This window comes from Candidatus Syntrophocurvum alkaliphilum (assembly GCF_009734445.1).
Taxonomy (GTDB): Bacteria; Bacillota; Syntrophomonadia; order Syntrophomonadales; family Syntrophomonadaceae; genus Syntrophocurvum; species Syntrophocurvum alkaliphilum.
This window is the reverse complement of the sequence record NZ_CP046457.1, coordinates 809,894-823,973: the sequence shown is the minus strand read 5'-3', so window position 1 is coordinate 823,973 and position 14,080 is coordinate 809,894. Positions and strand designations below refer to the sequence as shown.

Sequence of the window (14,080 nt, the reverse complement as noted above, 5' to 3'; positions counted from 1 at the left end):
TATTTAGTATTCATTTAATACTGAATTAATATAGTTACTTGGTTCAAGTATTTGTTCTGCTATACCTAAAGAATATTGAAATATTGGTTCAGCAGCTAAACCCAAAGTAATGGTTAGTAAAACTAATGGTACAATCGGTATTAACAACCAATTAGCATTTTTAACTGTAGTTTTTTCATCTAAATATTGTTCTTCTCCCCAAAAAACATTATTAAATATTTTCATCATTGAATAAAGAGTTAACAATCCAACTAATAAACTTACAAAAACTATAAAGTATTGTTCTTCCTGTATTCCGGCTATGATCAATGCAAATTTACTAAAAAATCCACTTAGTGGAGGAATTCCCGCTAGAGATAAAGCTGTTATAAAAAATAGCCATCCAAGCCAAGGGTAAGATTTTATTACCCCTCCCATTTCATTTAATTCATATGTACCTGTTAGCTTTTGGGTGACTCCCGCAAATAAAAACAATGCAGATTTAACAATAATATGATGGGTAATGTAATAAATAGCACCTGCAACAGCTAAGGGGGTATATATACCTAATCCCATTACCATATATCCAACCTGACTAATTATGTGATAAGATAAAATTCTTTTGAAATTAAATTGTGATACTGCTCCTAAAACTCCAAAAAACATTGTTAATCCAGCTATTATTAAAATAACATTATGAGTAAATTCAGGATTATGTGTAAAAATTAATGTAAAAACACGAATAATTGCATAAATACCAACTTTAGTTAGCAAGCCACCAAATAACGCAGCAATTGCTGAAGGTGGTCCATAATATGATTTGGGTAACCAAAAATATAGAGGGAACAAAGCACCTTTCAAACCAAAAACTATTAATAATAATATAGCTATTACGTTAATAACTCCTTGCTGTTCAAGAACTGCAACTTTCACAGCAATATCAGCCAAATTTAGTGATCCTGTGATACCGTATATATAAGCAATAGCTACTATAAATAAAATAGATGAGAATATATTTATAACTACATATTTAAATGATTCTCTTAATTGATAGGCAGTTCCGCCAAATACAATTAGTACATATGAAGAGATAAGCATTACTTCAAAGAATACAAATAAATTAAATAAATCTCCTGTTAGAAAAGCACCATTAACACCAGTAAGTAAGAAAAAGTAAAAAGGATAAAAATAATATTTTTGTCTTTCATGAATGATAGTTTTAAAAGCAAAAAATAGACATACTAGACCAATAAGACTAGCTAATATCACCATTAAAGAAGCGAACATATCAGCTACTAAGACTATTCCAAATGGAGCAGGCCAACTACCAAGCTCTAGTGTTATGATTTGATCAGGTGATAAGTAAACAACATAAGCAAGATAAAATGATACAAATAATAGAGCAATAGCTGTTAATGCTGCTAGTATACGTTGAATATGTATTTTTTGAGTGAAAAGAATGAGTATACTACCTAAAATCATAGGAAGTAAAATTGGTGCAATAATTAAATTATTCATCTGAACTTCCCCTTAATTCTTCTAGATTGTCGGTTTGGTGTTCTTGATAAGTACGGTATCCCAAAACTAATAAAAATGCAGTTACTCCAAAATTAATAACTATAGCAGTTAAAATTAATGCTTGAGGAAGTGGGTCTGCATAAGATATAGCATTCTCACCTAATAAAGGCGGTGAAGTTTCTCCTAAACCTGACATAGTTAATAATAATAAATGTGCTCCATGTGAAAGAAGTATAATACCAAGTATAATCCGCAATATAACATTAGTTAAAATCATATATGTTCCAACAGTAAATAAAACACCTATATATACAATCATCATGATTTCCATTTAATCATCCTCCGCAATATCTAGTATTATTCTTAAACTCGTTCCAATAACAACCAAATATATTCCAAAATCAAATAACAATGCTGTAGTTAGTTCTGTTTGACCTAAAATTGGGAGCTCAAAATAGTCAAAAAATTGTGTTAAATATGGATAACCAAAAAATATGCCAATAATACCAGTACCGGTAGCAAGTAATAAACCCAACACAATTAAAAAAACGTAATTAAAAGGAATTATTTTTTCTACTGTTTCTATATCAAAACATATATATAATAAAACAAATGCTGCAGAAGTCATTAAGCCACCAATAAAGCCACCCCCGGGATTATTATGGCCAGCAAAAAAAAGGTATATTGAAAAAACTAATATAATAAATAATATTGTTCTTACAACAGTGTTGAAAAAGAGATTTCTATTCATTTATATATCTTCCTTTCCTTTTACCCTATGCTTTATTAAAGCAATTAAACCAAGAGCAGCAATAGCTAAAACCAAAACTTCTAATAGAGTATCTAATCCTCTAAAATCAACTAAGATAACATTTACTAAATTTTTTCCTCCAGCTAATTCATAAGAATTTTCTATAAAATAGTTAGAAATAGGTTTAATAGGATTTTCATTACTAAGTGCCATAGAGGTAAATGCAATTACTGTTACCATCAAACCTACACCTATGGAAATAAGGGCATTAGTTAGCTTAAAAGTTGATTTAAATGTTTCCTTTTTTAATTTAGGTAAATGATAAAAGCAAAGTAAAAATAAAACTGTCATAACTGTTTCAATTAACAATTTTGTCAAAGCTAAATCTGGGGCTCTAAAAATAACAAAAAATAGTGCCAACTGAAATCCTATTATTCCAGTTATAATAATAGCTGTAACACGACTATTAATAAATAAAATACTTATTGTTGTACAAATAGCCATAAATATAAAAATTAAAATGTACCAAGAATATATCGATATTTCTGGAATTACATATTGTGTTGATACATATTTAGAAAATGTATACCCAATCAAGAAAATCATAAAGATTAAAATATATGCTAAATAATCACGTAATAATCCAGTCATTTGTAATTGTGTAATTCTTAATGAAGCTCTATCCAATAATTCTAGAAACCAATCATAAATTGTGTTTAATGGCTCTTTTTTGTTTAATTTAAGAACAGAGTAAACTTTTAACCATTTATCTAAATTTTTATAAAGTAGAAAACCTATAACAATTACCCCTATAGTCATAAAAAGTTCTGGAGTTAGGCCGTGCCAATGATATATATTTACTTCAAATATATGAGTAGGAGCAAGAGCATAAATTGAATGCATCGTTGGTGCGATTATTGACTGGGACAATATATTAGGAAATAATCCTAAAATTACAACTAAAAAGGCTAAAATAGCTGGAGGAATAATTAATCCTAGAGATGCTTCTTTTGGTTCTTTTTTTAGGTAATATGGTTTATGTTTTCCCATAAAAGACTTAAAAACCACAATCATACTATAAACAAAAGTAAAAATACTTGCTATCCAAGCAATAACTATTAAAGTAATACCCCATAGTTCCATATTAAAAGTCTCTATATTTATAGAATTAATGAGTCCTGTATAAAAAAGCTCTTTACTTAAAAAGCCATTAAACGGAAAAATTCCAGCCATTGAACAAGAACCAATTATCGCTAATGTAAAAGTTATGGGCATTATTGTTACTAAACCACCTAATTTATCTATATCACGTGTTCCAGTTTGGTGATCTATGATTCCAGCAACCATAAACAATGACCCTTTAAAGGTTGCATGATTAATTAAATGTAAAATAGCTGCTAATGTAGCTACAGTATAAATTTGCTCATAGTTATAATGAACAGCTGCTGATCCTAGACCTAATAAACACATTATTAAACCTAACTGACTAACTGTTGAATAGGCTAAAATAGATTTAAGGTCGGTTTGTCTTATAGCAAAAAATGCTCCCCAGAATAACGTAATAATACCTATTATTGAAATAATCCAAAACCAATGTGGATTGCCAGCATAAATAGGACTTAAACGGGCTACTAAAAAAATACCTGCTTTTACCATAGTAGCAGAATGTAAATATGCACTTATGGGAGTTGGAGCCTCCATAGCATCAGGTAACCAAATATGGAAAGGGAATTGAGCAGATTTACTAAAAGCACCTAATAAAATAAGTATCATTGAAGGTACAAATAATACATGATTAACTATAATATCTGTTTGAGCTATGATTTCGCGAATACTAAAAGTACCAGTCATTGCATAAAGAAGAACAAAACCAGCTAACATGGCAAAACCACCAGCAACTGTTATAAACAATGATTTTAATGCGCCATAACGTGATTTTTCTCGCTGATACCAATAAGCAATTAATAAAGATGATGATAAACTAGTTAATTCCCAAAAAACATATAAAACAATTAAGTTGTCAGATAATACAACACCTAACATAGCTCCCATAAACAAGAGGAGATAAACATAAAAATTGTTTAGTGGTTCAGATTGTAGTGATAGATAATAAATAGAATATAAAACAACTAAAGTTCCTAACCCTGTTATCAATAAAGCAAAAAGCAAACCAAGCCCATCAATATAAACAGTGAAATTTACGCCTAATGAAGGTACCCAATCAATAGTCTTTTTAATTATGTCACCTTTTGCTACAACTGGTACAAAATTCAGTAGATAAACAAATAAAATTATTGGTAACCATAATACAAACCATCCTGTATGTATATGTTTTGTATGTTTGTATAAAAAAGGAATAAATAAAGCATAAAGAAATGGAGCAAGAATTACTAATAATAAATTCATATAAATCCTTCCTTAAAAACAAAATATTAAAACATGTGATATTGATAAATTTGCACCACATATAATTTATTTTTAGCTTTTATTAAATAATTTAGTAGAAATAACTTCAAAAAAGCAAATATCGAATATAATAGCTAAATAAAATCTAATATTGCTCTTGCTTGCTAAACAAAGGAGAGATACTCTAATCAAAAATAACAAAAAATACCTAAATTTTAATTAATTTAGATTTTAGCTTAGCACTTATTATCTAAAATGATTTTTTATTTATACTTAGCCGTGATCTATGCACCACGCCTTGCTACTTAAGGACTTAGATAAACATGTTTGCTCAGCCTTAAGTTTGTTGTAGTTACTTTTTGCAGCAGAATCAAACTTAAAATATGAAATCAGCCTAAATTATATTATTACATTAAGCTTACAAATAGACATTCTTACCAAAACATTGTACAGTACTAATAGCAAGAATTAACATTCTTAAAAAACAAAGTACAAACAATTGTTATTTAACAATTGTTTAATCAAACTTAAAGGTGGAAATATCTTTGAATTCACTAGAATTAATACGTAATGCTGAAAATAATTTATATTATGAATTTAAAAAAATAGAAGAAACCGCTTATATCAATCAAGAAAAAATATTAAATACTTTCTTAAAGTATTCTGTAAGAGATTATCATTTTAATACATCTACTGGATATGGCTATGGAGATTTAGGTAGAGATACTTTAGAAAGTATATATGCAGACATCTTCAATACTGAAGATGCAATTGTTCGCTCACAAATAGTTTCTGGAACACATGCGATATCAGCATGTTTATTTGGTTTATTAAAACATGGTGACGAGCTTATTTCGATTATTGGAAGCCCCTATGATACCTTGGGTGAGGTTATTGGAAATAAACAAAACCATCCAGGTACTCTTATAGATAAAGGAATAAAATACAAAGAAGTTGCACTAGATAATAACTTAAATCCTGACATCAAAGCTATAGTTAATTCAATTTCAGCCAATAGCAAAGTTATACTTATTCAAAAATCACGTGGTTATAGTCTTCGCCCCTCACTTACAAACATACAAATAAAAAATATTATTAATACAATAAAAACTATAAATTCTGATGCAATAATTATGGTAGATAACTGCTACGGTGAATTTGTAGAAACTATTGAGCCTTCAGAGGTTGGTGCAGATATTATTGCAGGTTCACTAATAAAAAATCCAGGTGGTGGAATAGTACCTTCTGGAGGTTACATAGCAGGTAAAAAAGAATTAGTTGATTTAGTTTCTTACCAACTTACTGCACCAGGTTTAGGTAAAGACTTAGGTGCTAGTTTAATAAATACAAGACATCTATATCATGGATTGTTTTTAGCTCCACATACTGTTTCACAAGCCTTAAAAGGCGCTTGTCTTCTCTCCTTTATATTAGAGGAATATGGATATTCAGTATCACCTAGGTGGAATGAAGTTAGAGCTGATATAGTTCAAGCTATAACTTTTAATAATGAGGAAGAAGTTTTAGCTTTTTGTCAAATAATACAAAATAGTTCTCCAGTTGATAGCGGGGTTAAGCTTGAATATGCAGAAATACCTGGTTATAAGGATAAAGTTGTTATGGCAGCAGGAACATTTATCCAAGGGTCTTCTATAGAAATTTCTTGTGATGCTCCTTTAAGAAAACCATATACAGCTTATTTGCAAGGTGGTCTAACCTATGAACACTGTAGGTTTGTGATGAAAAATATAATAGATAAATTACTATAATTTTTCACGCAGAAAATAAACCTTGTTACACAGGCTATATAAGCTTAGTATTATACCTAACCATGAATACGTAGACTATTAATCAAAAGGGAAACCCCATAATAATTTTAAAGTTGTTGAGGGAAAAATGGATATATTTGTGTTGTTAATAATATTATTTATAATGATTATTGGTTTTTTAGGAACTTTTTTGCCTATAATTCCTGGTATACCAATCATATTTTGTGCGGCTGCTTTTTATGGCTGGTACGAAGGATTTTATAATATCACTTGGGATTATTTGACCTTATTATTGGTACTCACTATTATATCTTTTATTTTAGAACATTTAACCACATTATATGGTGCTAAATACTTTGGTTCTAGTAAATATGGGTTATTGGGTGCAATAATTGGAGCAATTATCGGTATTTTTATATTGCCACCATTAGGAATTTTTATAGGACCTTTTTTAGGAGCATTCTTAGGAGAATTTTTATACTTAAATGATATTAATAGAGCACTAAAATCCTCAATTGGTGCACTAATTGGTTTGTTTAGTGGTATTTTAATTAAAATTATTATTGCAGTCTGGATGATAATCAGTTTTGTGAGTAGAATAATTTAAAATCTATAATTTGATTCTTCTGCAAAAAACATTTGGAGGGGTAAATTTGACTAAAGAAGCAATACTTCGCATAACTAAAGAAGAAGATGTAAGGTTTATCAGATTACAATTTACTGATATTTTAGGGGTAATGAAAAATGTTGCCATAACTGTTGACCAATTAGAAAAAGCTATAGATGGTGAATTAATGTTTGATGGTTCTTCAATAGAGGGTTTTGTTCGCATAGAAGAATCAGATATGTATCTAAAGCCTGATTTAAATACATTTGTTATTCTGCCAAGCTTTGATAGAAATGGTAGAGGTAAGACAGCTAGATTTATTTGTGATATATATGACTCAAATAATGAACCATTCACAGGTTCACCAAGATATGTACTAACTAAGGTTTTAAAAGAAGCAGAAGAGATGGGTTATAAAATGTATGTTGGTCCTGAACCAGAATTTTTTATGTTTTTAGTAGATGAAGATGGTCAACCAACCTTAGAAACTAATGATAAAGCAAGCTATTTTGATTTAGCTCCTGTTGATAAAGGTGAGGATGCAAGAAGGGAAATGGTTGAAGTTCTACAAAACATCGGTTTTGAGATAGAGGCATCTCACCATGAATTAGCACCTGGACAACATGAAATAGATTTTAAATATCAAGATGCACTTACCACTGCAGATAATATTGTTACTTTTAGAATTGTAGTAAGAATGGTTGCCCAAAAACATGGACTACATGCGACTTTTATGCCTAAACCTATTTATGGTATAGCAGGTTCGGGAATGCATGTTCATGTATCATTATTTAAAGATAATGAAAACATATTCTATGATGCAAATGCTGAAGATGGGTTAAGTGATGTTTGTCGTCATTTCATAGCAGGTGTTATTAAACACACAAAGGCAATATCAGCAATTACAAGTCCAACAGTTAATTCATATAAACGTCTTGTACCAGGTTATGAAGCTCCTGTTCACATAGCATGGTCATATAAGAATCGTAGCCCACTTATTAGAATTCCAGCTAGAAGGGGAATTGGTACAAGAATCGAATTACGAAACCCCGACCCTTCCTGTAACCCATATTTAGCCTTAGCAGTTATACTTAAAGCTGGTTTACATGGAATAAAAAATAAACTTATACCACCGGCACCAGTAGAGCAGAATATATATGAAATGGATTTGGCTTCTAGGAAAATGCAAGGAATAGAATCTTTGCCTGAAAATCTATATGAAGCTATAACAGAATTAAGTAATGATAAGGTTATACAAGAAGCACTAGGACCTCATGTTTATTCTAGATTTTCATTAGCTAAAATAAAAGAATGGGAAAATTACAGTTCAAAGGTATATGATTGGGAAATAAATGAGTATCTTGAAAAGTTTTAATGGCATAATATTAAAAAGCCCACAAATTAGTGGGCTTTTTTACATACGTCTTAATAATCCAGCAACCTTACCTAGTATTGTAATATCTTCATTTACTGTAATGGGCTCTAGTGTGGTATTTTCAGGCTGCAATTCTATATAATTATCTCTTTTAAAATACCTTTTCACCGTTGCTTCTTCATTAAGCATTGCTACAACAATTTCACCGTTAGTAGCAGTATTTTGTTGCTTTACAATTAAATAATCACCATCTAATATACCTGCATCAATCATACTTTCACCTTTAACTTTTAAAATAAAATGTGTTCCTTGACCTATAAAGCTTACTGGAACTGGAAAGTATTCTTCGATATTTTCTTGTGCTAAAATCGGAGTTCCAGCTGCTACATCACCTACGACGGGTAAATTTAATGTGTCATACTTAGGCTCTAACGTATCATTTTCTACTGGTATTATTGCTCTAGGTTTAGTCGGATCTCTCCTTAAATAACCTTTTTCTTCTAATTGAACTAAGTGGTTATGAACAGTAGAACTAGATTTCAAGCCTACTGCTTCAGCTATTTCTCTAACTGATGGGGGATAACCAGAAACTACTATTTTTTCTTTTATATAATCTAGTATCTGTTGCTGCCGATTGTTTAAATTTGTCAAGGTATTCACCACCCTGTATTTTTCTGGCTAAATTATACCATATTATTAACTAGAAACAAATGTTCTGTTCAAATTATTTAATTATTTCCAAAAGCTATCTGCTGCAACATTTTCAATACTATTAATTATATTTTGTTTAGCACCTGGAAATTTACTTTCTATTTCATTAACTAGTTGTTTGACTTCTTGGCGTTTAGTATAACCATCAACAGGGCAGGGATTTTTTATTGGTAAAACATCAAGTGTTTTTATATAAGATTTTATATCATTTTCTGAAACGTAAATTAATGGTCGAATAACAGTAATATCTATTCTATCCAAATAGGTTTTAGGTTTAAAAACACTATATTGACTTGCAAATATCATTGACATAAACATAGTATGCACAGCATCATCAAGATGATGTCCAAGGGCTAGCTTGTTGCAATTTAGACTTTTGGCAGTTCTATTAATTGCACCGCGCCTTAGATTTGAGCATAGAGAACACGGATTACTTTCCTGTTTAATATCAAAAACAATATTTTTAATATTAGTCTTTTCCTCTATAAGATTAAGATTTAAAGAACTACAGTAATCTCTTAAATTACTTATATCCATCTCCCATCCTAAGTCAATATATATGGGGATGACATCAAATTCTAATGGAGTATATATTTTTAACATATGGACAAAGAAAAGCAAAACTAAACTATCTTTACCACCAGAAACACCAACGCCTATTTTATCACCATTTTCTATTAATTTATAATTTAAATTAGCATTACGAACTTTTCTAAAAATAAGTTTAGTCTTTTTTTTACTCATAAAAATCTCACCTACTTGATGTTAGAAATGAAATAATTTTCTATAAAAAAAAACCGGAAACAATGTTCCGGCTTGAAAACTTTAATTTTATAAATTGCTAACAGCTTTTTGATATGAATTATTTAATAGTTCAACCGGATGAACTATGTCAGCTTTCCATTTATGTCTTTTTATGCCATATTTTAATTGCATAGTACAGCTTGGACAACATGTTGCTATTTTATCAGCTCCTGTTTCCATAGCACTATCCATTTTCTTATCTAAAATTTTCATTGACAAATCGTAATGAGTTAGAGCATAAGTTCCCGAACCTCCACAGCATCGATTAGCAATACCCATTTCTACAAACTCAACTCCAGGAGTGCGTTTTAATAGTTCTCTAGGTTGATTTTTAATTCCTTGGGCATTAGCTAAATGACATGGGTCATGATACGTAACTTTATATTTTGGAGTATTACCGTTTTCAGGTGGCTTTATATCAAGAATATCTATTAAAAATTTAGTTAAATCAATAACTTTTTCAGCAAACTTAAAAGCTTCATCTTCAATTTTCAATCCACCCAATAAAAATTCAAAATGTTTTTTTGAAAGTGCAGATGAACAAGAGGCACAATCAGTAATAATATAATCAAAATCATAAGAATTAAATATTTTTATATTATGAGCAGAAAGTTTTCTGGCTGTATCTAGTTTACCATTTGCTATTTGAGGCAAACCACAACATTTAATATTGTTAGGAATAATTACTTCACAACCATTTTGAGTCAAAACTTCTACAGTTGCCTTTGCAACATTAGGATTTAATAAATCCGTAGCACAACCTAAAAAATATCCAACTGTAAAACGTTTTTGGCCTTTAGGCTTATTAACTGCTGACAATTCACTTTTAGCAGAAAATAAGGGAACATCAGAAAGTATTTCTTCTGCTTTAGATAAATCACCCGGTAATACCTTAGTTAATTTTAGGCTACGTGCTAATTTTTGAATCCCTGTTTTTTGTGCTCCCCACATAAAAAATGTAGAGGTTTTTAGTAAAGATGGATTAGTCCATAAAGTATCAAATATTAGTTCTTTACTCATTGTTGGATTGTTTTGATATATATAAGTTCTTGCAGCAGCATTAAGTTCATGTACATCTATTCCTGAAGGACAATTAACTGAACAGGTTTCACACATAAGACAACTTCCAATTTTTTCGTACACCTTAGAATTAGGGTCTACATTGTTATCACGTAACATCTGAACCATAAACACATGTCCTCGTGGTGAAACTGTTTCATTGCGAATTTCAGTAAAAACAGGACAGACACTTCTACATTTGCCACAGCGAACACATTTCATTATTTGATCCCTAACGGGAGGTAGTTTTCTAAAATCCATGGTTAACCTTCCTTCCTAAAGCCTAAAACAGTTTTTCAGGATTCATTATTCCTTTAGAATCAAAGGCTTCCTTAATTTTTCGCATATAATTAACGGCATTACCATGCTCTAATTCTGCATACTCTCGTCGTACAGCACCAACACCATGCTCACCCGTAGTAGAGCCCTCTAGTTCAATAGCTAACAAATGTATTTCATGTACTAGTTTTTTAACTCTTTCAACTTCATCAGGATTTTCAGGATTAATCACTGGGGCAGTATGAACATTACCATCACCTATATGTCCATAATTAACAACCTTTATATTATATTTTTCACCTAAATCTCTAATAGCTCTTAATGTGTCAGCTACTTTAGATAAAGGAACACTAACATCCTCACCAGCAAAAATACGACTACCATCGGGTCTAACTCTAGCAGCTGCAGCAGCAGTTACACTTCTACCTTCCCAAAGCTCAGCCATTCGTTTAGTATCAGTTGCCCATTCAACATATCTTGCTCTTTGTTGTGTAACTTCTTTAATAGTATTTCCTTCATATTCAACTCCAGGAGGATTACCATCAACTTCAAATAGGAGAATAGCTTCTGCATCAGGAAGATTAATTTCTGGTTTGAACTGGTTAACAGCTTCAATCGCTGAGCTATCTAGTATTTCTATTCCTGATGGTAGAATCCCCGCTTGGTAAACTTCGAGTACTGAAGCTGGTGCATCATCTAACTTATCATAAACAGCCATTGCTATACCTCGTGCTTTTGGTTTAGGCCAACACCTAAGTCTAATCTTAGTAACAATACCTAAAACACCTTCAGAACCTACCATTAGTTTAGTCATATTAAGTCCTGATACATTTTTAATTGCTTTTGATTTCATGCCACCAGTTGTTATAATTTCTCCATTTGGTAGCACAACTTCTAAACCTAATATATATTGTTCAGTACAACCGTATTTTACCGCTCTTAATCCACTAGCGTTGTTAGCAACCATTCCTCCAACTGTACACATTTGACTACTTCCGGGATCAGGTGGAAAGAATAAATTATATTTGGCTAATTCTTTATTTAATTCAGCATGTATCACACCAGGTCTTAAAATTACCTGCATATTCTTATTATCTATTTCAACAATATCGTCCCAAGTTGATAAATCAATTATTATACCACCATTTAAAGCAACACACCCACCTGTTTCACCTGTACCAGCTCCTCGTGGGACAACAGGTATATTATTTTCAAATGCATATTTCATAATTTGTTGTACTTCTTCTGTTGATTTAGGCAAAACTACAGCATCAGGGTTTTTTATTTCTATTTTAGTAAGAAATGAACTATCATAGGAATAGTACATTAAATCTAAGTCATCAGTTAATACATTTTCTTTCCCCGATATGGAGATAAGATCACTTTTTAAATTTGTTTTTTCCATAATTTCACTCCCCATAGTAACAAAAAATAGCTAAATCCGAACTTTATTATATCATAAAGAAAATCAACAAAGTTTATTAAAATATTAATTATAATGTATAATCCTAAACAATAGAAAGAAAAATTAACAAGGCAGGTTATTTTGTGAAATATTCTTTTGCTTATGGAGAAACATATAAAAGTTTTGAAATAAATAAAATAAATTTTTTAGGTGAACTAAAAGCAAACGATTTCAAAAACGTTATTGATGAAAATGATTTAATTGAATCAGCACTTAATAACCCAATAAATTCTGATTCACTACAACAAATAATAAATAAAAAGAAAGCTGAAAATGTTGTAATAGTTGTAAATGATATAACTAGACCAACCCCATATAAAAAACTCCTTCCTCCTATGCTGAAAAAAATTGAAAATGCAGGAATAAGTAAAAACAATATAAAACTAATAATAGCAACAGGTATTCATAGACCACATACAAAAGAAGATAATATTAATGTTTTTGGTGAAGAAATTTGCACTAATTATAATATTATTAATCACAATCCTGATAAGTACTTAAAAGATTTAGGCTATCTTTCTAATGGAATGAAGCTGGTGATAAATAGGCATGTAGCAGAGGCAGACATATTAATAACAACAGGTATAGTCACTTTACATTACTTTGCTGGATTCTCAGGAGGAAGAAAATCGATTTTGCCAGGTGTAGCAGGAAGAGATTTAATAAAAGAGAATCATAAAATGATGTCAGATAAAAGAGCTTGTCTTGGTAATTATAACGATAATCCAGTAAATGATATTATGATTGAAGCTGCTCGCAAAGTTGGTGTAGATTACATTTTAAACATAGTCACAGCACAAAATAATAATATAATTCATTGCACAAGCGGTGACTTATATGAAGCCTGGATTAATGCAGTTAAGTTTTGTGAACATAGAAATGTAGTTGAAATATCTGAACCTGCTGATATAGTTATTGCAGGATGTGGCGGATATCCTAAGGATATTAACATGTATCAGGCTCAAAAAGCTTTAGATTCTGCTGTATTAGCAGTGAAAAATGGTGGAAGTATCATATTAGTAGCTGAGTGTAGGGAAGGATTAGGTGAAACTACTTTTGCTAATTGGATAGAAAATGCTATCTCTACTGAAGATATTAAGAAGAGATTTTTTACTAACTTTGAATTAGGTGGACACAAAGCATTTGCTATTAGCAGAATATTAGAAAAGGCAAATGTTTATATAATAAGCAATCTCGAAGATAACGTTACAAAAAAACTAAACTTTATAAGTGCTAACAGTGTAAATGAAGCACTAAGTCTAGCATTACAAAAGCATGGTATAAACAGCAAAATATACTTAATACCAGAAGCCCCTCAGATAGCGGTTAAACATGTATAGCATAATTATTTATTTTA

General features: G+C 30.5%; 12 protein-coding genes. 4 read left to right on the top strand and 8 right to left on the bottom strand.

The window, feature by feature from the left end:
- Positions 1-3: 3 nt before the first annotated feature.
- From SYNTR_RS04060 to SYNTR_RS04045, 4 genes are read right to left on the bottom strand one after another with little or no spacing between them, the layout of a single operon-like run.
- Positions 4-1,497, bottom strand: a complete 1,494-nt coding sequence (locus tag SYNTR_RS04060) for a Na+/H+ antiporter subunit D (RefSeq protein WP_156203326.1) — start codon at positions 1,495-1,497, stop codon at positions 4-6.
- Positions 1,490-1,828, bottom strand: coding sequence for a Na(+)/H(+) antiporter subunit C (locus tag SYNTR_RS04055; RefSeq protein ID WP_156203325.1), 339 nt, complete (start codon positions 1,826-1,828; stop codon positions 1,490-1,492). The genes SYNTR_RS04060 and SYNTR_RS04055 overlap by 8 nt, the downstream gene beginning before the upstream one ends.
- On the bottom strand, positions 1,829-2,248 hold the full coding sequence (locus SYNTR_RS04050; RefSeq protein ID WP_156203324.1) for a Na(+)/H(+) antiporter subunit B: 420 nt from the start codon (positions 2,246-2,248) through the stop codon (positions 1,829-1,831).
- Entirely contained in the window at positions 2,249-4,654 is a 2,406-nt protein-coding gene (locus tag SYNTR_RS04045) for a Na+/H+ antiporter subunit A (RefSeq protein ID WP_156203323.1), read from the bottom strand.
- A 545-nt stretch (positions 4,655-5,199) separates the two neighbouring features.
- On the opposite strand from SYNTR_RS04045, the gene SYNTR_RS04040 reads away from it, so the two are divergent.
- From SYNTR_RS04040 to glnA, 3 genes are all read left to right on the top strand, one after another.
- Positions 5,200-6,423 carry a methionine gamma-lyase family protein gene (locus tag SYNTR_RS04040; RefSeq protein ID WP_156203322.1) on the top strand — a complete coding sequence of 408 codons (1,224 nt, stop codon included), beginning with the start codon at positions 5,200-5,202 and terminating at the stop codon, positions 6,421-6,423.
- Between the two features lie 127 nt (positions 6,424-6,550).
- The gene (locus SYNTR_RS04035; protein ID WP_156203321.1) at positions 6,551-7,030 is read left to right on the top strand and encodes a DUF456 domain-containing protein; all 480 of its coding nucleotides are present in this window, start codon (positions 6,551-6,553) and stop codon (positions 7,028-7,030) included.
- Positions 7,031-7,076: 46 nt separating this feature from the next.
- Positions 7,077-8,405, top strand: a complete 1,329-nt coding sequence (gene glnA, locus SYNTR_RS04030; protein ID WP_156203320.1) for a type I glutamate--ammonia ligase — start codon at positions 7,077-7,079, stop codon at positions 8,403-8,405.
- Between the two features lie 39 nt (positions 8,406-8,444).
- On the opposite strand, the gene lexA is transcribed toward glnA, so the two are convergent.
- The 4 genes from lexA to SYNTR_RS04010 all read right to left on the bottom strand — a co-directional run bounded on the left by lexA (position 8,445) and on the right by SYNTR_RS04010 (position 12,663).
- Positions 8,445-9,056 carry a transcriptional repressor LexA gene (gene lexA / locus SYNTR_RS04025; protein ID WP_156203319.1) on the bottom strand — a complete coding sequence of 204 codons (612 nt, stop codon included), beginning with the start codon at positions 9,054-9,056 and terminating at the stop codon, positions 8,445-8,447.
- 81 nt (positions 9,057-9,137) lie between these two features.
- A complete protein-coding gene (locus tag SYNTR_RS04020) occupies positions 9,138-9,860 on the bottom strand; it encodes a tRNA lysidine(34) synthetase (RefSeq protein WP_156203318.1) in 723 nt (240 codons plus the stop codon).
- A gap of 87 nt (positions 9,861-9,947) precedes the next feature.
- Positions 9,948-11,240: a (Fe-S)-binding protein gene (locus tag SYNTR_RS04015; RefSeq protein ID WP_156203317.1), complete on the bottom strand. Its 1,293-nt coding sequence runs from the start codon at positions 11,238-11,240 to the stop codon at positions 9,948-9,950.
- 22 nt (positions 11,241-11,262) lie between these two features.
- Positions 11,263-12,663, bottom strand: a complete 1,401-nt coding sequence (locus tag SYNTR_RS04010; protein ID WP_156203316.1) for an FAD-binding oxidoreductase — start codon at positions 12,661-12,663, stop codon at positions 11,263-11,265.
- 143 nt (positions 12,664-12,806) lie between these two features.
- Here SYNTR_RS04010 and larAH6 point away from each other — a divergent pair, with 143 nt between their 5' ends.
- Positions 12,807-14,063, top strand: coding sequence for a nickel-dependent malate racemase, LarAH6 family (gene larAH6, locus SYNTR_RS04005; RefSeq protein ID WP_197079186.1), 1,257 nt, complete (start codon positions 12,807-12,809; stop codon positions 14,061-14,063).
- Positions 14,064-14,080: the final 17 nt, after the last annotated feature.

What these genes read in the sequence shown, in the direction of transcription:
- SYNTR_RS04060 (WP_156203326.1), bottom strand. Translation starts at nt 1,497, where the DNA reads ATGAATAATTTAATTATTGCACCAATTTTACTTCCTATGATTTTAGGT.
- SYNTR_RS04055 (WP_156203325.1), bottom strand. Translation starts at nt 1,828, where the DNA reads ATGGAAATCATGATGATTGTATATATAGGTGTTTTATTTACTGTTGGA.
- SYNTR_RS04050 (WP_156203324.1), bottom strand. Translation starts at nt 2,248, where the DNA reads ATGAATAGAAATCTCTTTTTCAACACTGTTGTAAGAACAATATTATTT.
- SYNTR_RS04045 (WP_156203323.1), bottom strand. Translation starts at nt 4,654, where the DNA reads ATGAATTTATTATTAGTAATTCTTGCTCCATTTCTTTATGCTTTATTT.
- SYNTR_RS04035 (WP_156203321.1), top strand. Translation starts at nt 6,551, where the DNA reads ATGGATATATTTGTGTTGTTAATAATATTATTTATAATGATTATTGGT.
- SYNTR_RS04020 (WP_156203318.1), bottom strand. Translation starts at nt 9,860, where the DNA reads ATGAGTAAAAAAAAGACTAAACTTATTTTTAGAAAAGTTCGTAATGCT.
- SYNTR_RS04015 (WP_156203317.1), bottom strand. Translation starts at nt 11,240, where the DNA reads ATGGATTTTAGAAAACTACCTCCCGTTAGGGATCAAATAATGAAATGT.
- SYNTR_RS04010 (WP_156203316.1), bottom strand. Translation starts at nt 12,663, where the DNA reads ATGGAAAAAACAAATTTAAAAAGTGATCTTATCTCCATATCGGGGAAA.